The 21,158-nt window shown below is 73.9% G+C and carries 20 protein-coding genes; 9 read left to right on the plus strand and 11 right to left on the minus strand.

Translation table 11 applies throughout. The features are described from left to right. The first annotated feature begins 21 nt into the window (after window positions 1–21). Both ACZ5DC_RS20155 and ACZ5DC_RS20160 read left to right on the plus strand, forming a co-directional pair. Window positions 22–870, plus strand: a complete 849-nt coding sequence (locus ACZ5DC_RS20155; RefSeq protein WP_468654453.1) for a class I SAM-dependent methyltransferase — start codon at window positions 22–24, stop codon at window positions 868–870. Window positions 871–1,012: 142 nt separating this feature from the next. Further along, complete coding sequence (locus ACZ5DC_RS20160; protein ID WP_468654455.1) at window positions 1,013–3,193, plus strand: MMPL family transporter; 2,181 nt, start codon at window positions 1,013–1,015, stop codon at window positions 3,191–3,193. A gap of 158 nt (window positions 3,194–3,351) precedes the next feature. Here the strand turns inward: ACZ5DC_RS20160 and ACZ5DC_RS20165 are convergent, their stop codons facing one another. Continuing rightward, window positions 3,352–4,275, minus strand: coding sequence for an SDR family oxidoreductase (locus ACZ5DC_RS20165; protein WP_468654457.1), 924 nt, complete (start codon window positions 4,273–4,275; stop codon window positions 3,352–3,354). Window positions 4,276–4,360: 85 nt separating this feature from the next. Between ACZ5DC_RS20165 and ACZ5DC_RS20170 the strand changes: the two genes are divergently transcribed. Next, entirely contained in the window at window positions 4,361–4,927 is a 567-nt protein-coding gene (locus ACZ5DC_RS20170) for a TetR/AcrR family transcriptional regulator (RefSeq protein ID WP_468654459.1), read from the plus strand. Window positions 4,928–4,991: 64 nt separating this feature from the next. On the opposite strand, the gene ACZ5DC_RS20175 is transcribed toward ACZ5DC_RS20170, so the two are convergent. Next, a complete protein-coding gene (locus tag ACZ5DC_RS20175; protein WP_468654461.1) occupies window positions 4,992–5,390 on the minus strand; it encodes an ACT domain-containing protein in 399 nt (132 codons plus the stop codon). Between the two features lie 197 nt (window positions 5,391–5,587). On the opposite strand from ACZ5DC_RS20175, the gene ACZ5DC_RS20180 reads away from it, so the two are divergent. The 5 genes from ACZ5DC_RS20180 (at window position 5,588) to ACZ5DC_RS20200 (ending at window position 8,602) form a co-directional block, all read left to right on the plus strand. Continuing rightward, window positions 5,588–6,310, plus strand: coding sequence for an FAD binding domain-containing protein (locus ACZ5DC_RS20180; RefSeq protein ID WP_468654463.1), 723 nt, complete (start codon window positions 5,588–5,590; stop codon window positions 6,308–6,310). 50 nt (window positions 6,311–6,360) lie between these two features. Beyond that, window positions 6,361–6,822: an AAA family ATPase gene (locus ACZ5DC_RS20185; protein ID WP_468654465.1), complete on the plus strand. Its 462-nt coding sequence runs from the start codon at window positions 6,361–6,363 to the stop codon at window positions 6,820–6,822. A 130-nt stretch (window positions 6,823–6,952) separates the two neighbouring features. Continuing rightward, window positions 6,953–7,879 (plus strand): glyoxalase, encoded by a 927-nt coding sequence (locus ACZ5DC_RS20190; RefSeq protein WP_468654467.1) that lies wholly within the window; start codon window positions 6,953–6,955, stop codon window positions 7,877–7,879. Window positions 7,880–7,890: 11 nt separating this feature from the next. Further along, window positions 7,891–8,340: a DUF5709 domain-containing protein gene (locus tag ACZ5DC_RS20195; RefSeq protein WP_468654877.1), complete on the plus strand. Its 450-nt coding sequence runs from the start codon at window positions 7,891–7,893 to the stop codon at window positions 8,338–8,340. 34 nt (window positions 8,341–8,374) lie between these two features. Continuing rightward, window positions 8,375–8,602, plus strand: coding sequence for a hypothetical protein (locus ACZ5DC_RS20200; protein WP_366753220.1), 228 nt, complete (start codon window positions 8,375–8,377; stop codon window positions 8,600–8,602). A 61-nt stretch (window positions 8,603–8,663) separates the two neighbouring features. Here ACZ5DC_RS20200 and ACZ5DC_RS20205 read toward each other — a convergent pair whose 3' ends face one another. The 9 genes from ACZ5DC_RS20205 to ACZ5DC_RS20245 form a co-directional block, all read right to left on the minus strand. Then, the gene (locus tag ACZ5DC_RS20205) at window positions 8,664–9,479 is read right to left on the minus strand and encodes a carbohydrate ABC transporter permease (RefSeq protein WP_468654469.1); all 816 of its coding nucleotides are present in this window, start codon (window positions 9,477–9,479) and stop codon (window positions 8,664–8,666) included. A 12-nt stretch (window positions 9,480–9,491) separates the two neighbouring features. Beyond that, entirely contained in the window at window positions 9,492–10,418 is a 927-nt protein-coding gene (locus tag ACZ5DC_RS20210; RefSeq protein ID WP_468654471.1) for a carbohydrate ABC transporter permease, read from the minus strand. Beyond that, window positions 10,390–11,640 carry an ABC transporter substrate-binding protein gene (locus ACZ5DC_RS20215; RefSeq protein WP_468654473.1) on the minus strand — a complete coding sequence of 417 codons (1,251 nt, stop codon included), beginning with the start codon at window positions 11,638–11,640 and terminating at the stop codon, window positions 10,390–10,392. Before ACZ5DC_RS20215 ends, ACZ5DC_RS20210 begins: the two co-directional genes overlap by 29 nt. A 134-nt stretch (window positions 11,641–11,774) precedes the next feature. Continuing rightward, window positions 11,775–12,479, minus strand: a complete 705-nt coding sequence (locus tag ACZ5DC_RS20220) for an alpha/beta hydrolase (protein WP_468654475.1) — start codon at window positions 12,477–12,479, stop codon at window positions 11,775–11,777. A 124-nt stretch (window positions 12,480–12,603) separates the two neighbouring features. After that, complete coding sequence (locus ACZ5DC_RS20225) at window positions 12,604–15,351, minus strand: ATP-binding protein (protein WP_468654477.1); 2,748 nt, start codon at window positions 15,349–15,351, stop codon at window positions 12,604–12,606. Window positions 15,352–15,486: 135 nt separating this feature from the next. Beyond that, the gene (locus ACZ5DC_RS20230; protein WP_468654479.1) at window positions 15,487–16,551 is read right to left on the minus strand and encodes a helix-turn-helix domain-containing protein; all 1,065 of its coding nucleotides are present in this window, start codon (window positions 16,549–16,551) and stop codon (window positions 15,487–15,489) included. Between the two features lie 156 nt (window positions 16,552–16,707). Further along, the gene (locus tag ACZ5DC_RS20235) at window positions 16,708–17,559 is read right to left on the minus strand and encodes an NmrA/HSCARG family protein (RefSeq protein WP_468654481.1); all 852 of its coding nucleotides are present in this window, start codon (window positions 17,557–17,559) and stop codon (window positions 16,708–16,710) included. Between the two features lie 1,197 nt (window positions 17,560–18,756). Next, on the minus strand, window positions 18,757–19,332 hold the full coding sequence (locus ACZ5DC_RS20240) for a Dps family protein (RefSeq protein ID WP_058083357.1): 576 nt from the start codon (window positions 19,330–19,332) through the stop codon (window positions 18,757–18,759). A 131-nt stretch (window positions 19,333–19,463) separates the two neighbouring features. Beyond that, complete coding sequence (locus ACZ5DC_RS20245; RefSeq protein ID WP_468654483.1) at window positions 19,464–19,907, minus strand: SsgA family sporulation/cell division regulator; 444 nt, start codon at window positions 19,905–19,907, stop codon at window positions 19,464–19,466. Between the two features lie 249 nt (window positions 19,908–20,156). On the opposite strand from ACZ5DC_RS20245, the gene ACZ5DC_RS20250 reads away from it, so the two are divergent. Then, window positions 20,157–21,146, plus strand: coding sequence for a pirin family protein (locus tag ACZ5DC_RS20250; RefSeq protein ID WP_468654485.1), 990 nt, complete (start codon window positions 20,157–20,159; stop codon window positions 21,144–21,146). Window positions 21,147–21,158: the final 12 nt, after the last annotated feature.

Genomic DNA, 21,158 nt, shown 5'->3' on the forward strand with positions numbered 1-21,158 from the left:
ACCGGAAGGGCACGGGCCGCGATGACCGACTGGGAGTGGGACGAGACCCTCTTCGCGGGCGCCGCCCCCTACTACCAGCGGGGCCGGCTGCCCTACGCCCCCGGGCTGGTGCCCCGGCTCGCCGAGGTGCTCGCGGCCGACGGCACCGGACGCCTCCTCGACGTGGGCTGCGGACCGGGCACCGTCACCCTCCCGCTGGCCCCGCTGTTCCGCGAGGCGGTCGGCGTCGACCCGGACCCCGGCATGATCACCGAGGCCGCCCGCCGGGCCGCCACCGCGGGACTGGCCGCCAGGACCCGCTGGCTGCGGCTGCGCGCTGAGCATCTCCCGGCCGGTCTCGGCACGTTCGACGTGGCGGTCTTCGCCCAGTCCTTCCACTGGACCGAGCGCGAGCGGGTGGCCAGGACCGTCCACGGCATGCTCCGGCCCGGCGGAGCACTGGTGCACCTGGCCGACCTGAAGACCGAGCGCCGCACGGCCGCGGGCCTGCCCCACCCGGACGTGCCCTACGCCGGCATCGCCGCCCTGGTCCGGCGGTATCTCGGCCCCGTCCGCCGCGCCGGCCGGAGCCTGCTGCCACGGGGCACGCCGGGAGGTGAGGCGGCGGTGTTCTCCGGGGCCGGATTCGCGGGCCCCGAGCGGCATGTCGTACCCGGCGGACAGGCGCTGGTGCGCACCACGGACGACGTCGTCGCCTGGACGTTCTCGATGTCCTTCGCCGCCCCGCACCTGTTCGGCCCGGACCGCGAGGTCTTCGAGGCGGACCTGCGCCGCCTGCTCGGCAGCGCTTCCCCGGCGGGCCGGTTCGCCGAACGGGTCCCGAGCACCGAGGTGTTCGTATGGCACCGGCCGCCACGCCGATATCGATGAGAGGATGCATGTCCACGGTCACTAGGATGTGAGGCCAAGACAACCATGCGACCGGCCGTTCGTTGAGGGCCGGTCGGGGTCGCCGATGCCAGGGACCGCTCCCCGGGCTGCGGTGATCTTCCTGCCCAGGAGGACCCTCCGCATGTTCCGACGAATAGGCAACGCCGTCGTCCGTCATCCCATTTGGACGATCGTGGCGTGGCTGATCGCCGCGGTGGCCATCGTGGCCACCGCCCCGAGCCTGCCCTCGAACAGTGACGAGAGCAGCTTTCTGCCCAAGAGTTACGAGTCGATCCAGGCGGTGCAACTACAGGAGAAGGCGTTCCCCAGCGCCTTCACGCCGTCGGCGATCGTGCTCTACCAGCGCACCGACGGCGGCAAGCTCACCGCCGCCGACGTGCGCGACGTCGCCCGGATCACTTCCGAGCTGGGCGAGAAGCACATCGACCAGGTACAGAAGGTCGTCCCCGGCCGGCCGTCCAAGGACGGCAGGTATGACCTGACCCTCGTCCAGATGGACAGCAAGACCGCCGGTCAGCCCGAACAGGCGGACGCGGCCAAGGAGTTGCGTGACGAGGCCAAGAAACTGGCCAAGGGCACGGACCTGGAGGCCAAGCTCGGCGGTTCCGCCGCGCAGGCGCTCGACCAGCAGGACTCCTCCAAGCGGGGCGAGGCGCTGATCGGCATCGGCACCTTCGGGATCATCCTGATCACCCTGCTCATCATCTTCCGGGCACCGATCCTCGCCGTGCTTCCCCTGCTGCTGATCGGCCTGGTGTCCGCCGTCGCCAACGGACTGATCGCCTACGCCACCAAGCTGTTCGGGCTGGAGGCCAACAGCTCGATCTCCTCCATCCTGATCGTGGTGCTCTTCGGCGTGGGCACCGACTACTTCCTGTTCCTGATATTCCGTTACCGGGAGAGTCTGCGGGCCGGCGACGAGCCCAAGGAAGCCATGATCAACGCGGTCGGCCGGGTCGGCGAGGCCATCGCCTCGGCGGCCGGCGCGGTCATCATCGCGTTCCTCGCCCTGGTGCTGTCCACGCTGGGCTTCCTCAAGCAGATGGGCCCGGCGCTCGCCATCGCGGTCGGCGCCACGCTGGTCGCGGGCCTGACCCTGATCCCGGCCGTGGTCTCGCTCATCGGGCCGAAGGTCTTCTGGCCCTCCAAGTCCTGGAAGACGGAACCCCGGAACGCCCGCTTCGCCGCCCTCGGCCGGGGCGTCCAGCGCCGCCCGGCGCTGACCGCCGTCGTCTCGGGCCTCGTCCTGCTCGTCCTGTCGCTCGGCACCCTCGGCTACAAGGCCACCTTCGACCTGGCGTCGGGCTCCATGCCCAAGACCAAGGAGTCCATGGTCGTCCAGGACGAGATGCAGAAGGCGTACTCGGCGGGCGCCGCGGCGCCGACCGACGTCTACCTGTCCAGCACCGACGGCAAGCCGCTCGACAAGTCCGCCTTCGACGCGTACGCCGGGAAGCTCGGGGCCGTGGACGGCGTCGCGAGCGCCCGCCTGACCCAGGTGAACAAGGCGGGCACCACCGCGGACTTCACCGTCACGCTCAAGTACGAGGCGTCGACGGACAAGGCGATCGACGCGGTGGGCAGGGTCCGTGACGTCGCGCACTCCTCGGCGCCCGGGGGCACCAAGGCGCTCGTCGGCGGCATGTCCTTGATCTACAAGGACATCAACGCGGCGGTCAACCACGACTACCGGACGGTCTTCCCCGTCGCCGCCGCCCTGATCATGGTCATCCTGGGCCTTCTGCTGCGCAGCGTGGTCGCGCCCTGGTACCTGATGGCCTCCGTGGGCCTCGGCTTCGGCGCCACCCTCGGTGCCACCGTGTGGATCTTCCAGGACGCCCAGGGCCACTCGGGCCTGATGTTCATGCTGCCGGTGATCATGTACCTCTTCGTGGTCGCGATCGGCACCGACTACAACATCCTCATGATCGCCCGCTTGCGCGAGGAGGCCCGTGAGGGCCGTGAGCCGCGCGAGGCCGCCGGCATGGCGCTCCGGCACGCCGGGCCGACCGTGGCCGCGGCGGGCTTCATCCTGGCGGCGACCTTCGCCACGATGATGCTGGCCGGCAACGCGCTGCTCTCGGAGATGGGTTTCGCGGTCTCCTTCGGCATCGCGGTGGCCGCGTTCGTCATGGCGATGTTCTTCACCCCGAGCCTCACGGCCCTGATCGGCCACGCGGCCTGGTGGCCGGGCCACGCCGACCGGGCGGTGGTGCCGGCCGCCGGCACCGGCGCCGGGACGACCGGCTCCGGGCCGGTCCGGGGCGAGGAGGACCGGGATCCGGCCGGGCGCCGCGGTTAGCGGCTGCCGGTGAGTTGCGCCGCGTGTCCGGGCGGTGGATGACACCGGCCGGTTCCGCCGGGCGTCGCGACGGGCGGCCGGTCTGAACGACGAGTCCTGCCGGGCCATGTGGCCCGGCAGGACTTTTTCGTGTCCGGAGCCAAAACGGGCCGGTGCGGTCAGCCGGTGGCGGCGGGGCCGTGGAAGTAGTGGCCCTCGTCCAGGTCCGCGAGGAGACCGGGCTGGACCGGTTCCCAGCCCAGCAGTTCGCGGGTCAGGGCACTCGACGCGGTGGCGTCGAAGCCGAGCGGGCCGCTCAGCCAGCCGAAGTGCCCGGCGGCGGCCTCGGGCGCCACGGAGGTCACCGGCACCGCCAGGTGACGGCCGATCACCTCCGCGATGTCACGCAGCGCGACACCCTCCTCCGCCGAACCGTGCAGCACCGAACCGGCGGGCGCCTTCTCGGCCGCCAGCCGGAACAGCCGTGCGGCGTCGAGGCGGTGCACGGCCGGCCAGCGGGTGGTGCCGTCGCCCGGGTGGCCGGAGACGCCCTTGGCGCGGGCGATGGCGACCAGGCTCGCGACGAAACCGTTGTCGCCCTCGCCGTGGCAGGTGGGGGAGAGCCGCACCACGGACGAGCGGACACCGCGTTCGGCGAGGGCCAGCGCCGCCTCCGCGGTGGTCTGCCGGACGGCGAAGTGCGAGCCGTGGAGCGCGGGCCTGTCCCGTTCGGTGGCGAGCCGCCCGGGTGCGACCCCGAGCAGCCCGGAGGCCAGGACGAAGGGCCGTCCGCTGCCGGCGAGGGCGTCGCCGAAGGCGTCCACGGCTCGGCGGTCGGCCTCGGCCGCCTCCTGGAACCCGCCGCTGAAGGCCAGGTCGTGCTTGAAGGCGAGGTGGATCACCCCGTCCGAGACGGCGGCCGCGTCCCGCAGCACGGCGAGGTCGTCGACGGTGCCGCGGACGACCTCCGCACCGGCCGCGGTGAGCGCGGCGGCGGAGGCGTCGGAGCGGGCCAGCCCGGCGACCTGGTGTCCCGCCTCGAGGAGGTCGGGCACGAGGGCGGAGCCGATCCAGCCGGACGCCCCGGTCACGAAGAAACGCATGGGAGAACCCCAGACTCTTGATGTCAGTGACTGTCATGGACCCTAGCACCGGATGTCAGTGACTGTCATCGCGTAGGATCTGCGCATGGGCAGATGGGAGCCGAACGCGCGCGAGCGCCTGGCGGAAGCGGCGTTGGAGCTCTACGGCGAACGCGGGTACGAGCAGACCACCGTCGCGGAGATCGCCAAGCGCGCCGGACTGACCGAGCGCACCTTCTTCCGCCACTACGCCGACAAGCGCGAGGTGCTGTTCGGGGGCTCGGGGGAGCTGGAGGACCTGTTCGTGCGGGCGGTCACCGGGGTGCCGGCGGACGCCGCGCCGATCGATGCGCTGGCCGCCGGGCTCGACGCGGTCTCGGAGGTCTTCGCCGACCGCCGCGCGTACGCGCGCGCCCGGCACGCCGTGATCACGGCGAACGCGGAACTCAAGGAGCGCGAGCTGATCAAGCTGGCCTCCCTCGCGGCCGCGCTCGCCGGCACCCTGCGCGGGCGCGGCGTCCCGGAGCCCGCCGCGAGCCTCGCCGCCGAGGCCGGGGTGGCCGTCTTCAAGATCGGCTACGAACGCTGGCTGGCGGCGGCCGGGGACCGCGACCTGGTGCACCTGGTGCGAGAGGCGCTGACCGAGTTCAGGGCGGTGGCCGCCGGCGGCTGAGCCCGGCGGAGGACCCGGCCGCGCCCGGTCGTGTGCTCGTGCGCGGAAGCGGTGCCGGTACGACTCAGGCGGTGGCGTCCGCCAGCCTCCGGAGGACCTCCACCGCCCGCTCGGCCTGATCGTGGGGCACGAAGAGGTGGTCGTGGTGGAAGCCCGCCACCACGTTGCAGCTCAGGCCCGCGTCCGCGAGCGCCCGGGAGACCGCGGCGGTCAGCCCGACCGCGTCCAGCGCGGAGTGCACGCGCAACGTGATCCACCCGGCCACGTAGTCGTACGCCATCCCGGCCGCGTCCGCGTCCGCCTGCGGCAGCACGAGGGTGAGGCCCTCCTGCTCGGCGACGGTGACCACCGGGGAACAGCCGGACGGTACGCCGCCCTCGGCCATGGTGAAGACATAGCGGCCCGGGTTCAGCTCCGGCCGCATGCCGCTGAGCAGCGCGCGCAGATCGGTCTCCCCTGTCACGGACCCCACCCTACGGGCCGTGCCGGCGGCCGGCCGCCCGGCCGGGCGCCCCGGCACGCCGACCGGACGGGAGCGCGGCGGGTGCTCGTGTGAGCCCTGTACGCGCCCCCGCTCGTGTGACAAGACTGCGCTGTCGGCGGGCAGCGGCCGGGCGCCGCCCGCGCATCGTCCGAGCCCAGGAAGGCAGGTCGGCCGCCGTGCTGTTGCGTCTGCCCACGTCCGTGACGGAAGCCCGGGAATGCCTGGCCGAAGGGGCCGTGCCGGTAGGCGGGGCGACTCTCGTGTGGGCGACGTGGCAACGCGACGGATTCCCCCGACTGGCCATGTCCCTGCGGGAGTTGCCGGAGGCCAACGTGCTCGGCCCGCAGACCGTGGGCGGCGCCGTGATCCTGCACCGGATCGACGGACGGGTGCCGGACGTCCTGCGGCTGGCCGCCGCCACGGTCGGCACCGGCGCCGTACGGCGCACGGCGACCGTCGGCGGCAACATCGCCGGCAGCACGCTGCGCTGCCTGCTGCCCGCCGCGCTCGTCCTGGACGCCCGCGCGACGGTCCTGGAAGCCGACGGCGTCCGCGAGGCCGGCCTGGCCGAAGTGGTCGCCAAGCGGCCGGTGCTGATCGGCCTGCGCTGGCGCACGCCGACCGCCTCGGCGTACCGCAAGCTGCCCGCGGAGGCGGGCGGCGCGCCGCCCCTCGTCGTCGCCTCGGCCCTGCACGCCGGGCAGGGCGCGCCCCACCGCGTGCGGGTCGCCGTACGGGACGGTTACGAGGTGCTCAGCGGCACCGCCCCCGGCGACGCCGGCGCCGGTGAGGCCCTCGAAGCGCTGCGCGGCACCGCCCTCGGCGAGCTGCCGGCCGCCGCCTGGGACGTCGTACGCCCGCAGGTCGTCGGCCTGTTGGAGCGACGCGGTACGGACTGAGGGGACGGCTGCTCCCCGCGGCCGTGCACGGGCGTGTCATCGTGGCGGGTATGGCGACGGAACCGGACGTGGCGGTGCTGGTCGGGCTGCAGGCGGCCGGCAAGTCCACCTTCTACGCGCAGTGCCTGGCCGGCCGGTACGCGCTGGTCAGCAAGGACCTGTTCCCGCGCGGTGCCCGGAACAAGCAGGGCCGGCAGATGCGGCTGGTGGCCGAGCACCTGGCCGCAGGACGGGCCGTGGCCGTGGACAACACCAATCCGTCACCGCGGGAGTGGGGACCGCTGGTCCAGGCGGCCCACGCCCACGGCGCGACCGTGACGGCCTACTGGTTCCCGTCGGACGTGACGGGCTCCCTGCGGCGCAACGCCGCGCGCGAGGGCCGCGACCGGGTCCCCGACGTCGGCGTCCTCGCCACGGCGAAGCGGCTGCGCAGGCCGTCGCCGCGGGACGGCTTCGACGCGGTGCGCGAGGTCCGGTTCGACGGGCGGGGAGGCTTCCGGGTACGGGACTGAACCGACGCCGCCGGTGACGGGACGCCGCACTGTTCGCTGACAGGCAACACCCGGGGCGCTGTCGGGACCGGAGCCCCCGCGCCGGGCTCCTACCTTTTCGGTGAACAGGGTCCGACCGAAGGGGACGTGAATGAAGCGCAAGGCGACGGCATGGGTGCTGCCCGCGTTACTGGTGGCGCTCAGCGTGGTGGGCTCCGGGGCTCCGTCCTCGGCGCAGAACGAGGACCGGGCCGCGGCCGCGCCGACCACGGCGGTCGGACCGCAGTACGACACCACGCACGTCTACGTCACCCCCGGCGCCACGGACGCGTTCGTTGCGAGCTGGGAGGCGACCTTCGGCGGGACCCACACGGCCAAGGCCGTCACGACGGTCACCCCGACGCCCAGCACCACCGAGTCCGAGCTGGTCTTCTCACCGGTCGGGACGCTGTCCGTCTTCGACTTCAAGACGCCCGTGCCCTATCCGTTCGGCAGCGAACGGACGGGCTGGCTCATGAGCGACTTCGACACGGGCGTCCGCCTCGCCCGCAAGAGCGGGGCCCAGGTCGTCGTCGCGCCCTTCGACGACCCCATCGGCCGGGACGCGGTCGTCCAGTTCCCGGGCGGCGTCAACGCCCAGCTGTACTGGCACACCAAGGTCCCGTCGTACGCGCCGCTGGAGAGCGTGCCGGACAACCGCGTCTATCTGACACCGGACTCGGTGGACGCGTTCCTGCGCTCCTACCTGCGCTTCACCGGTGGCCGGATCGTCGCCGACCAGCGGGCGGCGGACGGCGGTGACCTCGGCCGGCCCGGGCAGACGTACCGCCGCGTCGCCCTGCGCTCCCCGTACGGCAACACGGTCGTCAGCGTCACCGACGGCCACCTGCCCTACCCGTTCGGCCGGGAGACCACCGGCTACGCGGTGAAGGACCTGCCGGCGACGCTGCGCAGGGCCGGGGCGGCCGGCGCGAAGGTGCTGTCGGGGCCGTACGCTTCGGGGAGCCGGTCCTCCGCGATGGTGGAGTTCCCCGGTGGCTATGTGGCCGAACTGCATCAAGGAGGGGATCGCGGGTGACCGACGCGACGATGGGGGATGACGTCTACCAGCCGGACGGGTCGGAGGTGCAGGACGACGCCGGTCTGCTCGACGCGTCCGACACCCTGGACTACCGCGGTGGTGAAGAGGCCCTGGACGAGGGCTACTCACCGCCGGAGCGCCCCTGGGGCGTGGAGCACACCGGCGTCACGGCGGCGGAGCGGTGGCGGGGGGAGAGCCTGGACGAGCGCCTCGCCGAGGAGGTGCCGGACATCGGCGTCCCGGAGGGCGACGGCATCGGCGACACCTGGGGCACGGACGGAGAAGTCATCGACGACGAGGTCGGCGACGAGCGCGCCGGACGGCTCGTCGCGCCCGACGAGGGCAGCCACGAGAACACCGAGTCCGACCTGTTCGCCTCCGACCGGGGCCTGGACGGCGCCGGGGCCTCGGCGGAGGAGGCCGCGATGCATGTGATCCCCGGCTCCGAGAGCTACTGACGCCCACCGCGGGCCCGACACGGAAGGCCAGCCGATGAGCAGCGCCGAACCAGGGCCGGACGCCGGCCACCACCTGCGGAACCTCCGGGAACGGATGGCCGGGCATCACCGCCGGGCCCAGGCCGAACGGGAGGAGTCCGCGCTGGAGGACGCGATCGACGGGGCGGCCTTCGACCTGGCCGCCGACATCGCCCACCCCACCGCCGGCGGCCCGGAGCCCGGCTACGACGTCGACACGGACCTCGGCGTCGACCGGCGGTGACGGGGTCCCGCGTTCCGCACGTGGACACGACCGGCCGGCCCCGCTGCGGGGCCGGCCGGTCTCACTTGAAGGCTCCGCCGGTGATCCCGGCGGTCAGGTGGCGCTGGGCGGCGACGAGCAGCGCTGCCGCCGGGACGGACGCCAGGACGGCGGTGGCCATGACGGCGTTCCACCGGTCCGTGTGGGCGCCGAGGTACTCGTAGATGCCGACGGTGACCGGCCGCACCGACTCCGTGGTGTTCAGCGTGAGCGCGAAGAGGAAGTCGCCCCAGGCGAACAGGAAGCCGAAGAGACCGGCGGTGATCAGCGCGTTGCGGCTCAGCGGGAGCACCACGGACCACAGCACGCGGAGCCGTCCGGCGCCGTCCACGCGGGCGGCGTCGACGATCTCCCCGGGGATGCTCCGCATGAAGGCGCGCAGGACGAGGATCGCGAAGGGCACGCCCATGGTGGAGTCGGCGAGGATCAGTCCGCCGTAGGAGTTCAGCAGTCCCAGGTCGGTGTAGGCGCCGTACAGGGCGTTGGCCACGACGATGCCCGGCACCGTCTGGGTGACCAGGATGCCGAACAGCACGACCGGGGTGCCCCGCAGGCGGAGCCGGGCGAGCGCGTAGGCTGCCGGTGCCGCGAGGCCGAGGCTCAGCGCCGCACTGCCGAGGGCCACGACGAGGCTGGTGAGCAGGTTGCGTCCCTGGTCGCGCAGGGCGGTGGCGTAACCGCCGAAGTCGGGGTGGCGGGGGAACCAGCCCGCCGTGAGCATGCTGCCCGCCGGTTGCAGGGAGGCGTTCACCATCCAGTACACCGGGAACAGCATCACCACGAGCAGGAGGATCCCGACGACCGTGGACAGGGGCCCGCGTGCGGGTCCGCGCTTCACCGAAGGCCCCCCTCAGCCGTTGCGGGCGCGCCGGTCGGCGCGCAGGTGGACGAGGGCGAAGGCGAGCGAGACGAGGACGAGCACGTTGCCCGTCGCGGCGCCGCGCCCGAACTCGAACTGCTGGAAGGAGAGCTGGTACGACCGGGTGGCCAGGGTCTGCGTCGCGTCGGCAGGGCCGCCGCCCGTCACCACGAGGATGATGTCGAGCACTTTCACCGTGTAGACGACGCCCAGCACCAGCACCACGCCGGCCACGGGCCGCAGCAGCGGCCAGGTGACGTGGCGGAACGACGCCAGCCGGCCGGCGCCGTCCAGCTCCGCCGCCTCGTACAGGTGCGCCGGGATGTCCTGGAGGCCGCCGTACAGGAGCGCGGTGTTGAAGGGGATGCCCACCCAGATGTTGACCAGGATCACCGACACCAGTGCCTCGGAGGTGCCGGTCAGCCAGGGGATGCCCGAGGACAGCAGGTGGAGGTGGCGCAGCGCCTGGTTGACGACCCCGCTGTCCGTGTCGAGCATCCACCTCCACGTCGTCCCGGAGACGACCAGGGGCAGCAGCCACGGCAGCAGCAGGAGCGACCGCAGCAGGCCGCCGAGCGGGAACCTCCGCCGGAAGAACAGGGCGAGGGCCAGCCCGAGCACGAACTGTCCGGCGAGCGAACCGGCGGTGAACAGGACCGTGGTGAGCAGGGTCCGCCAGAACACGTCCGCCGACAGGGTGGCCGTGTAGTTCCGCAGGCCCACGAAGGGCGCGGCACCGGTGTAGAACGTCGTCACCGAGTAGTCCTGGAAGCTCATCACGACGTTCTTGACGATGGGGTAACCGAAGAACAGCGACAGGTGGACCAGGGCGGGCAGCAGGAACAGCCACCGGGAGACCCGCGCCCACAGCCGGGCCCGGGCCGCCCGGTCAGGAACCGGTCGCGATGTGCTGCGCACGCCTGAGCGCTTCCTGCGGGGTCCGCTCGCCCGTCAGCGCGGCCTGCACGGCGGTGTAGATCCCGGTCGCGGCGCGCGGCCATTCGACGCCGAGCTCGCCGGTGCGGGCCCGGGCCCCCTGCACGCTCCTGACGAAGGCGGCCATCGACGGGACCCGCTCGGCGTACCGGGACGCCACCGAGGGGCGGGAGGGCACGGTGTGGTACTGCTCGGCCAGGGCGAGCATGTTCTCGGAGTCGTTCAGGCAGGCCAGGACCCGGGCGGCCTTCCGCTGCCGGGCCTCGGAGGAGTTCTGCGGGACGGTCCAGACCTCACCGCCGAGCGGGGTGACCAGTCTCTGGCCCGGCCGGCGGACGGGGAGGGGCGCCACGCCCCAGTGCAGGTTCTCCGTGCTGTCCATCGCGGAGATCCGCCAGGGTCCGTTGACCATCATGGCCGCCCGGCCGGCGACGAACTGGTCGTGGACATCGGCCTGGGTCCAGTTCAGCACGGACTTCGACATGGACCCGCTCCTGACCAGGTCGACCCAGAGCTGGAGGGCCTGGGCGGCCTGCGGGCTGTCCAGCCGTGTCTCGTCCCCGCCGTTGGACCACAGGAAGGGCAGGAACTGCCAGGTGCCCTCGAAGGTGGCGTTGGCGTCCACGGCCATGCCGTAGCGGCCCGGCCGGGTCAGCCGGGCCGCGGCCGTCCTCAGCTCGTCCCAGGTCTTCGGCACGGCGACACCGGCCTCGGCGAGCATGTCCTTGTTGTAGAAGAGGGCGACCGTGCTGACCGTGGGCGCGAGCCCGTACACCTTCCCGCGGTAGGTGCCGGCCGAGCGGATGCCCCCGGTGTAGCCGGCGGCGTCGATGCCGTACCGGTCCAGCGGGGTCAGCGCTCCGGTCCGGGCTATCTGCTGCAGGTCGGGGTTGTCGAGCATCAGCAGGTCGGGCAGGGTCCGCGACGACGCCTGCCGCAGCACCTGGGGGACCAGCGACGCCCCCGGCACGCTCCGGTGCTCGACGGTGACACCGGCGGCCCTGCCGCAGGCGGAGAGCCGCTCACCCCACTGGGCGTGCTCGGTCGCGTCGGTGTAGTAGTCGAGGGCGGTGATGGAGGTCACCTCGCCGCCGACCGATCGGGAACCGGTTCCCCCACCGCACCCGGCGGCGGCCAGTACCAGGGCGACGGTTCCGCAGAGGGCGGTGATCCGCCGGGCCGACGGTCTGACCGCTGTGTTCATGGGGTGGTGCCTTCCGAGCGCTGCTGGTACCGGACCGTCCCGAGTCCGGATGAGTGGGTCCATACCGGCATGTTCCAGTCCGAGCAGGGATGGTACCGGAAGCAGACAATCGGAAGATCACCAGATGGTGAACGTCAGTACAGGGCTCCGTGGTCACCGCACTGGCCCGCGGCTTCCCGGATCATCGCCGCCACGGCGTCCGGCCGCGACAGGACCACGGCGTGCGAACCGTCCACGACGCGTTCGGTGGCCGCCATGCGCTGCGCCATGAACCGCTGAGCGGTCGGGCTGAGCATCCGGTCGGCGGCGGCGATGGCGTACCAGGACCGCTTGCGGGCCCACGCGGGCGGTCCCGACCGCGCGGTCAGCGCATCCCGCGCGATCGGGCGCTGCGTCACGGACAGCACGCCGCCGACCCCGGGCGCCAGATCGGCGGCGTACACGTCGAGGAAGCGCTCGCGGCGGAGGTACAGCTCGCTGTCCGGGCCGGCGGGAGACTGCGCGGGAAGCCGGCGGGTGACGGTCGGATCCGGCCCCGGCATGGGGGAGAAGCGGTGCGTGACGTCCAGCAGGGACTCCCCGGCGTCCAGTCCGAACCCCGCGACGTAGCACAGCGCCACGACGTTGTCGGCGTCGGCCGCGGTGATGACCGCGCCCCCGTAGCCGTGCCCGGCCAGCACGACCGGGGCGCCGATCTGGCCCACGACGCTCCTGAGGTAGGCGGCGTCGTGCGCGAGGCCGCGCAGCGGGTTCGCCGGCGCGTACACCGTCAGTCCGGTGGTGTGCAGGCGACGGATCACCCCCGCCCAGGACGAGGCGTCGGTGAACGCACCGTGCACGAGCACGACGGTCGGCGGTAAAGGTGTGCGTCCGGGCACCTCGGTGACCTCCGGTGGGGGGTGGAGGCGTCCAGCCAAGCCCATCCGGGGCACGCCGGCATCGCGCGAACGTACCAGGAACCCCTCACTCGTCGGGCAGGGCCATGACCAGGTTGGCCAGCTGCACCCGGGAATTGACCGACAGCTTGCGGAAGGCGGACGTCAGGTGCGTGTTGACGGTGTGCGGGGAGACGACGAGCAGCTCCGCGGCCGCACGGTTGCTGTGTCCCTCGGCGATCAGCCGCGCGACCTTCTTCTCCGAGGCGGTCAGGGCCTCCCAGCCCTGGACGGGGCGCTGCCCGTCCCCCGTGCGCCGTCCGCCGGCCCCCGCACGCCGCAGGTCGCGCTGGACGTGGGCCGCCACGGCGTGCGCGCCCGCCGCGGTGAACGCGTCCTGGGCCCCGGTCAGGGCCGCCACCGCCTCGTCCCGCCGGCCCGCGGCCAGGAGCGCCCGTCCGAGGTCGGCGGAGGCCGCGGCCCGGACCAGCGGGCGCGGACTCTCCCCGAGCAGGCTGACGGAACGTTCCAGCAGGGCCAGGTCGTCGTACACCAGCCCACGGGCGCGCGCGGCGAGACCCACGGCGGTGGGCACCGCCGGATTGCGGGCGGCATGGGCCTCGGCCTGCGCGGCCAGGTCCTCGGCGAGCTCCCGGTCCGCGCCGCGCAGGGCCACGCGGATCGCGGTGCCGACCCACGTGCGCAGCAGCCGCCAGCGCAGGAAGGGCGCCTCCCGCTGGACCTGCCGGACCCGGTCGACGGCACGGCCGGCGTCCCCGTCGGCCTCGGCGTGGACCGCTTCCAGGAAACGCACCGCGGCCGTGTTGCCCGGGTTCGGCTTGACCGCCAGCCGCTCGCGCGCCTCGGCCAGGTGCTGCCGCGCGGCCTCCCGGTCGCCGCGCAGCAGGGCGATCCGGGAGCGGATCACCCGGCCGTTCACCTGCTGGACGTGCGCCCGCACCTCGTCCTCCAGGCGCTCCATCGTCACGAAGTCGGCCTCCGCGTCGTCCAGCCGGCCCAGCTCCAGATGCTGCTGTCCCTGCGCCCACAGCAGCAACGCCTCACGGATGCCGCTCGCTTCGTCCGCCGCCCTCGCCAGCAGCCGCTCGCTGGTGACGAAGTCGTCCATGTGCTGGTACGCGACGATCTCCTCGGGGAAGAAGGCGGGGTCGACGGCGCTGAGCGCGGTGAAGCGTTCCAGCGCGAGCGCGTTCTCCCCCGCGTTGAGCGCGATCTCCCCGAGCGCGAACAGTGCCTGGACATGGGCGTCCCGGTCGCCGGTCGCCACGGCGGCACGCAGTGCCTCCTCGCCTGCCTCCCGCGCCGGCGCCAGGTCGTGCGCCCGGGACAGCGCCAGCGCGCGCAGACCGGCCAGCCGCGCCGCCACCTCCGGGGCCGCGCCGCCGACCGCGAGGGCCGACTCGGTGCGGCGGCGCAGCTCGTCGGCGAGGTCCAGGTTCCACAGCGTGCCGCCGAGGGCGGCGTGGAGCCGGCCGAACGTCCCCATGGGCGGCCGGTACGCCAGCAGCCGGTCCCCGGTCGCCAGCGCCTCACGGTTCCGCCCGGCCCGGCTCAGGGACACGATCGCCTGCTCACCCACGGCGAACCACAGCGGCCGTGCCACCGGCACCAGGTCCAGCGCGCGCGTCACCAGGTCGGCCGCGAGGCCGGGCGTGACGGGCAGCACGTCGGCGGCGGCGCGCCTGAGCAGCTCGACCGCCTCCTCGTCTCCGGGCTGGGCGCCCCTGAGGATGTGCGAGACCACGTCGATCGGCTGGTGGCCCGCGGCGACGAGCCTGCCCGCGGCCTCCCGGTGCAGCACCTTCCGGGCCGAGGGCGGGATGTCCACGTAGACCGCCTGGCGCAGCAGGTCGTGCCGGAAGACGAGCTGGTCGCCGTCGTCGTCCAGCAGTCCCGCGCGCACGGCCTCCTCCAGCGCCGGGAGCAGCGTGACGGACGGCCGGCCGCAGAGGGCGGCGGCGTCCTGGAAGCCGAAACGGCGGCCCAGCACCGCTCCCATCTGCAAGAAGCGCAGGGTGTCCGGGTGCAGCGAGCCCAGCCTGCCGCGGACGCCCACGACCAGCCCCGGGGGCACGGACTCACCGGAGGCGTCGGAGGACCGCAGCCCCGAGAGCATCTCGACCGCCAGGAACGGGTTCCCGCCCGCCCCGGCGAGCAGCTCGCGCACCCGCTCGTCGACGGCCGCCCCCAGGGTGTCACCGGCCAGCTGGCCGATGGCCGCGCCGGACAGCGGGCCCAGGGACAGGGCGCGCACCGGGAGCTCGTCCGCCACGGCCGCGACGATCTCCTCCGCCGGTCCGCCGACGCCCTGCCGTTCGGTCAGCAGCCACAGCACGGGCGAGGTCCGCAGCCGGCCGGGCAGCTGCTTCAGGGCGAACCGGCTCAGCGGGTCGGCCCACTGCACGTCGTCCAGGGCGATCAGCAGCGGCCCGCCGCCGGCCCGGTCCTCGATCGCCTCCGCGAGACGCTCCACCAGCCAGATCCGCTGGTCGTGCCGGCGGGTGAGGTCGACCAGCGCGTCGCCGGACAGCAGCGGCCGGTCGCCGTGCAGGACGCAGGTCGCCAACGACGACAGCGGCACCAGGTGGTGCAGCTCGTCGGCCTTGCCGAGGCCGACGGAGAAGCCCGCCGCCTGCGCACGGGCGACGGTTTCGGTCAGGAGCGTGGTCTTGCCGATGCCCGGTTCCCCGCGGAGCACGGCGAGCGCGCCGCCTCCGGTGCGGGCCACCGAGTCGATCAGTGTCCGCAGCACGTCCAGTTCGGCCTCCCGGCCGCGCAGCCCGCTGCGCGACAGCGGTCCGCCTGACCCCGCCACCTGAGCCCTCCCCGTCCGCACGCGCCGGTCGGGCCGGCGCCCCAGGGCCACTATGGCAAAAACGGCAGCTCAGCGCATTGTGGGGAAGTGACGACGCGTGACCCCGCTCACTGCCGATCGGCTCGTCCGACCCGCTCAGGCCGACACGGGCGGCGCGACCGACGGTGACGCGGGGTGTACGGGCGTGCCGCCCCGCAGCGAGGCGGTCCGCGGACGCAGGGCGGAGTCGCGCCACGCGGCGGGGGAGGTCCCGTAGGCGGCCCGGAACACCCGGCTGAAGTGGGAGGCGCTGGTGAAGCCCCAGCGGTGCGCCACCGCGGCGACGGTCAGGCCCGCCGCGTCCCGGCGGGCCAGGTCGCGACGGCAGTGCTCCAGCCGGCGCTGCTGTATCCACCGGCTGACGGTGATGTCCTCCAGCTCGAACAGCTTGTGCAGGTAGCGCACGGAGATGTGGTGGGCCCGGGCGATGGAGTCCGGCGACAGCTCCGGGTGTGCGAGGTGCCGGTCGATGTACGCCCGGATCCGGACCAGCGACGTCCGGGCGCCGCTCGCCGAGTCCTCGGTTGCCCTTCCGCACCGCTCCTCGGCCAGGGTCCGCACCAGGTCCACCACGTTGCGGGCGATCAGCTCGCCCGTCCGCTGGGGGTAGGTCGGCGCGCTGTCCACGAGCCGGGACAGGAGCGGGGTCAGCAGGCCGCCGACCGCCGACTCGGGGCCGAGCGGGGCCGCCGTGATCTGCCGCAGGTCCGACTCGCCCAGACCCAGGACCTCCCGGGGCAGCACCAGGGACTTCGTCCGGAAGTGCTCGGGGAGGATCAGCCGGACGGGCCGCGCCATGTCGTAGAAGAACAGCTGCCCCGGACGCACGTGGGCCTCACGGCCGTCCTGTTCGATGCGGGCGGCGCCCGCGCAGAGCAGCTTCACCACGACGTAGTCGTCGTTGTCGCTCCCCGCGATGAGCCGCCGGGTGCGGTGGGCCCGCAGCGGATCGCTGTCCACCGTGACGGTCTGCACCGGGCCCAGCGACGACGTACGGATCGTGCCGCGGTCGACCTCGTCGGGAACGCCCATGTCCACGGCGCTGAACGTCTGGGCCAGGGCCTCGCGCCAGTACGCCCGCCGTCGGTGGGCGGGAACCGTCTTCGTGGTGTAGTGGGTGCCCGGGGTCCCCGGGTCCGGTGTCGAGGGATCCGACGACATGATCTCCGCCCTTCGGCCGTTGCGCTTTCGAAAACACAGCGTGCCAGGGTGGCCGGATGACCACATCGCGCGAACGCGTGAGACCAGGGGTACGGGACGACGGGCCGTGCTCAGGGCGGCCGGTTCAGCGGGGGCCGGTTTCAGCGGGGGCCGGTTTCAGCGGGCCCCCGCCCAGGTGCGCCGTGCCCAGTCCGCGAAGGACGTCCAGCGCACCTCCGGGTGGGCGGCGTGCAGCTCGGGGATGTCGACGCGGTAGCCGGGTCCGTTCAGGAAGGCCCACATGGCGTGCATGTCCGGATTGCCGATCGCCGCCAGCGGGACCTGCTCGTGCCGGACCTCCCGCCCCACTGCCTCGCCGAGCGCGGCCGCCATCTGGGCCGGGGTGGGCGCGTCGCCGGCCAGCTCGATCCGCCGCCCGGCGTAGGGGGCGGGGTCGAGCAGCACCTCCGCCGCGAACGCGCCGAGGTCCGGACGGGCGAGCTGCTGCAACGGCCGGTCGGGCGGCAGCGGCAGATCGAGGACGCCGTCCAGGATGCGCTCCGCTCCGCCCAGCGCGTTGTCGAAGAAGTAGGTCGGCCCCAGGATCGTGTACGGCACGTCGCCGGCGGCCAGCTCCGCCTCGATGCGCGCCTTGCTCTGGAAGTGCGGCACCCCGCTGTCCTGGTCGGCCCCCGCCACGGAGCTGAACACCAGATGGGGAACGCGTGCGTCCGCCGCGGCGGCGAGGATGGCCCGCCCCTGGCCCACCTCCGCGTCGACTCCGGCCTCGAAGGGCGTGGTGAACGCGAAGACGCCCGCCACCCCTCTCATCGCGGAGGCCAGCGACTCACGGTCGCCCAGCGATCCCGCCACCACCTCCACGCCCCGCTCGGCCAGTTCCCGGGCGGAGCTCCGGCCCGGGTCACGGACCAGCGCGCGGACCCGCGCCCGGCGGCCCAGCAGCGCGTCGGTCACCGCCCCGCCCTGCCCTCCGGTCGCCGCGAGCACCAGAACCGGTTGGTCGTTCATCAGGGTTCTCCCTCTTTCGTACGTGATGACGGGCGCCGGCCGGAGCACGCGGCCCCCGGCCACCTTCCACCCTGGCCGGCCGCACCCGGCGTCACGGCGCGCGGGTGGCCTTGACCGTCCCCGTGGCGGACGACCTCGGCCGCCCGGTCCGGGTGCCGGCCGGGGATGCCGCCCGGCAGCCGCCCGGCACGGACCGGCGGCCACGGTGGCGGCTCCGCCTGTGGTGTGTCCGCCCTCCTGCCGGGGCCGGTCACGGCCGGCGCCGTCGCGGTGGCCGCGCGAGCAGCGCCCGCGGCCTCGGCCGGCGGGGGCGGGCGGTGACGCGGGCGGTGCGGGGCAGGCAGGCTGCGGGGGCTGGGCCGGGCCGGTGGGCGGCCCCGCTCGTGGCGCGTCAGGCGCCGGGCATGGCCGTCGCCGACGGCGTGGCTGCCGTTGGCAGGGCCCGCTGGTCTGGCGGGCTCGGGCCGGGACCTCGATCGAGCCCCGTTCGCGTCCCGGAGCCGGTCGTCTCCGGTCGGTGGGGGCGGGCGGTGACGCGGACGGCGCGGGGCAGGCAGGCTGCGGGGGCTGGGCCGGGCCGGTGGGCGGCCCCGCTCGTGGCGCGTCCGGCGCCGACGGCGTGGCTGCCGTTGGCAGCGCCCGCTGGTACGGCGGGCGCGGGCCGGGCCCTCGATCGAGCGCGGGGCAGGCTGGGCCGGCTGGCGGCCCTGCCCGTGGCGCGTCCGCCCTCCCGTCGGGGGCCGGTGCGCCGGTGCCGGGCGCGCGATCCAGGTGGGCGGCCGTCGCGAGCGACGCCCCGCCGGGTCGCGTCGCCCCGCCGGGTCGCGTCGCCCACCGGGTCGCGTCGCCCACCGGGTCGCGTTGCCCACCGGATCGCGTTGCCCACCGGATCGCGTTGCCCACCGGGTCGCGTTGCCCACCGGGTCGCGTTGCCTCCCCGCGCCGTGCCTCCCCGCGCCGTGCCTCCCCGCGCCGTGCCTCCCCGCGCCGTGCCTCCCCGCGCCGTGCCTCTCCGCGCCGCGGCTCCCCGCGCCGCGGCTCCCCGCGCCGCGGCTCCCCAGGCCGTGCCTCTCCGGGTCCGGTCCGCGCCGTCCCCCCCCGGGCCCGGTCCGCATGGGATCACGGCGTGGGCGGCGGGGCGGGCGGGGTCGTTGCCGGACACGCCGCCCGTTCCGCCGTGGGCGGTCCCCGCCGGCCTCAGGAGCGGACGAGCGGAGTGTCCACCAGGTGCTCGGCCAGGAACCAGGCCTGGAGTTCGCCGGTGCGGATGATCTGGGACACCAGCAGGTCGTTGGTGCCGTCGTCCCCCAGCTCGACGGTGCGGGCGGCCGCGTCGTGGGCCTCGGTCAGGATGGTCTCGTGGGCCTCCAGGAGCCGCGAGAGCATCGCCGGGACCTCCTCCACACCGTCCGGCGGGCGCGGGATCGACGTGATCTCGGCGACGTGCCGGGGGTCGCCCACCGCGACGCCGCCCAGGGTCTGGACGCGCTCGGCGAGGGTGTCGACCAGTTCCAGCTGCTCGCCGGCGTGCTTGTCCAGCAGCAGGTGCAGCTGGTAGAAGGTCGCGCCCCGCATGATCCAGTGGTGCTTCTTGTAGAGGCCGTAGAGGATCTGGGTGTCGGCCAGCACCTTGTTCAGGCGCTGGCAGGAGTACATGCGCGCCTCGTAGGACAGGGCGATGGGGAACTGCTTGACGGTCCCGAACTCCTGGATGACCGCGCCCTTCTGGTGCAGCCAGGGCTGGCTGCTCGGGGGCTGGGTACCGGTGGTCATGTCGTGCCTCCTGCGGATGGCGTGCTTGCGTACGGGGTCGACGCTAGGTGCCGAACCGGGGGGCGGGTTGCCCGGGAGTGCACGCATGGGTGCTCGTCAGCGCACCGGGCGGAACCCGCGGCACGGGCGGGTCACTCGCTGCCGGCCGTGAGCTGTTCCACGACACGGTCGAGGTCGATGTGGCGGTGCTCGGTGCCCGGCGGCACCAGTACCTCGGTGCGGTGCAGAAAGGCCGTGACGGAGGCGCTCGCCAGGTCCAGGAGCGCCGAACCGGCGCGCGTCCGGAGCAGGACGCGGATCGAGCCCGGCCGGCCCTGGCGCCGCGGGTAGACCACCACGTCCCCGGCCCCGGCGGGCCGGCGCAGCCCCTGGGCGAGGAGCGACCGGGCGAAGACCCACTCGACGCGGAGCGCGGAGGGTGCGCCCAGGCACAGGCGGACGGCGTAGGGATCCGCGGCGGAGTACTGGAGTTCGGCCGGTACCGGTATCGGCAGTTCGTCGGCCACGGTGACGCGGACGCTGGTCTTGCATACGATCGGGTCCTCGTCCGCGGCCCCGGAAGAATCGTTTCTCATGCCGTCCCCCTGTGTGTGACGTCTCGGTTCGGTGTGCCGGCCCGTGCCCTGACGGGCCGGGGTGCTGACGACGGTACGGCGGGTCCGGGGGAGTGGCTTGCCGACGAGCGCACGGGTTGTTGCCCGAAGAAGAAGCACCCGCGTACGCGGCCCGCGGGGTGCCCGGGGTCCGGTCCGCCTGGCGTCCGTGCCGGTCCGGACGGATGATGGTTGAATGTAAAACAATTACTGGGTGGAGAGGTGATCCCGATGAGCAATGTCGAGACGGAGCCCGTCGAAGTGCGCTGCGGCACCGAGGCGGACGGCGGGCCGCCGGCCGGGACGCCCCGGGTCGAGGTGCTGACCCCGCGCGACGTCCCCCTGGGCGGCCCGCGCGCGATGACCGTACGGCGCACCCTGCCGCAGCGCGCCCGGACCCTGATCGGCGCCTGGTGCTTCGCCGACCACTACGGCCCCGACGACGTCGCCGAGACCGGCGGCATGGACGTCGCCCCGCACCCCCACACCGGGCTGCAGACGGTGAGCTGGCTGTTCAGCGGGGAGATCGAGCACCGCGACAGCCTGGGCAGCCACGCCCTGGTACGGCCCGGCGAGCTGAACCTCATGACCAGCGGGTACGGCATCAGCCACTCCGAGGTCTCCACCCCGCGCACCGCCGTCCTGCACGGCGTCCAGCTCTGGGTGGCGCTCCCGGAGGAGCACCGCGCCACCGCGCGGGACTTCCGGCACCACGTCCCCGAGCCCGTGACGGCCGACGGCGCCGAGATCCGGGTCTTCCTCGGCTCCCTCGCCGGCAGCACCTCCCCGGTGCCGGCCTTCACGCCCCTGCTCGGTGCCGAGATCGTCCTGGAGCCGCACGCGGCCGTCACGCTCGCCGTGGACCCCGGCTTCGAGCACGGTCTCCTGGTCGACCAGGGCACCGTCCGCCTCGCCGGCGTCCCGCTGAAGCCGGCCGAGCTGGGCTACGTGCACCCGGGGCCCGGCACGCTGACCCTGGCCAACGAGTCGGACGGCGTCGCGCGGACGGTCCTCCTCGGCGGAACGCCTTTCGAGGAGGAGATCGTCATGTGGTGGAATTTCATCGGCCGCAGCCACGAGGATATCGTCAGGGCCCGCGAGGACTGGCAGAATTCCTCCGATCGCTTCGGCGCCGTCGAAGGATATCCGGGAGACCGTCTTCCCGCCCCCGTCCTGCCGAATGCCACCATCACCCCGCGCAGGAATCCGCCGCGTCACTGACGCCCTTCCGAA

It is taken from the genome of Streptomyces sp. NPDC031445, from assembly GCF_055581365.1.

Excerpts from the sequence above, each read along its gene's own strand:
- ACZ5DC_RS20165 (WP_468654457.1), bottom strand. The coding sequence starts at position 4,275 with ATGCGTTTCTTCGTGACCGGGGCGTCCGGCTGGATCGGCTCCGCCCTC.
- ACZ5DC_RS20190 (WP_468654467.1), top strand. The coding sequence starts at position 6,953 with ATGAAGCGCAAGGCGACGGCATGGGTGCTGCCCGCGTTACTGGTGGCG.
- ACZ5DC_RS20245 (WP_468654483.1), bottom strand. The coding sequence starts at position 19,907 with ATGAGAAACGATTCTTCCGGGGCCGCGGACGAGGACCCGATCGTATGC.
- ACZ5DC_RS20240 (WP_058083357.1), bottom strand. The coding sequence starts at position 19,332 with ATGACCACCGGTACCCAGCCCCCGAGCAGCCAGCCCTGGCTGCACCAG.
- ACZ5DC_RS20160 (WP_468654455.1), top strand. The coding sequence starts at position 1,013 with ATGTTCCGACGAATAGGCAACGCCGTCGTCCGTCATCCCATTTGGACG.
- ACZ5DC_RS20230 (WP_468654479.1), bottom strand. The coding sequence starts at position 16,551 with ATGTCGTCGGATCCCTCGACACCGGACCCGGGGACCCCGGGCACCCAC.
- ACZ5DC_RS20155 (WP_468654453.1), top strand. The coding sequence starts at position 22 with ATGACCGACTGGGAGTGGGACGAGACCCTCTTCGCGGGCGCCGCCCCC.
- ACZ5DC_RS20235 (WP_468654481.1), bottom strand. The coding sequence starts at position 17,559 with ATGAACGACCAACCGGTTCTGGTGCTCGCGGCGACCGGAGGGCAGGGC.
- ACZ5DC_RS20170 (WP_468654459.1), top strand. The coding sequence starts at position 4,361 with ATGGGCAGATGGGAGCCGAACGCGCGCGAGCGCCTGGCGGAAGCGGCG.
- ACZ5DC_RS20215 (WP_468654473.1), bottom strand. The coding sequence starts at position 11,640 with ATGAACACAGCGGTCAGACCGTCGGCCCGGCGGATCACCGCCCTCTGC.
- ACZ5DC_RS20195 (WP_468654877.1), top strand. The coding sequence starts at position 7,891 with ATGGGGGATGACGTCTACCAGCCGGACGGGTCGGAGGTGCAGGACGAC.
- ACZ5DC_RS20200 (WP_366753220.1), top strand. The coding sequence starts at position 8,375 with ATGAGCAGCGCCGAACCAGGGCCGGACGCCGGCCACCACCTGCGGAAC.
- ACZ5DC_RS20185 (WP_468654465.1), top strand. The coding sequence starts at position 6,361 with ATGGCGACGGAACCGGACGTGGCGGTGCTGGTCGGGCTGCAGGCGGCC.
- ACZ5DC_RS20250 (WP_468654485.1), top strand. The coding sequence starts at position 20,157 with ATGAGCAATGTCGAGACGGAGCCCGTCGAAGTGCGCTGCGGCACCGAG.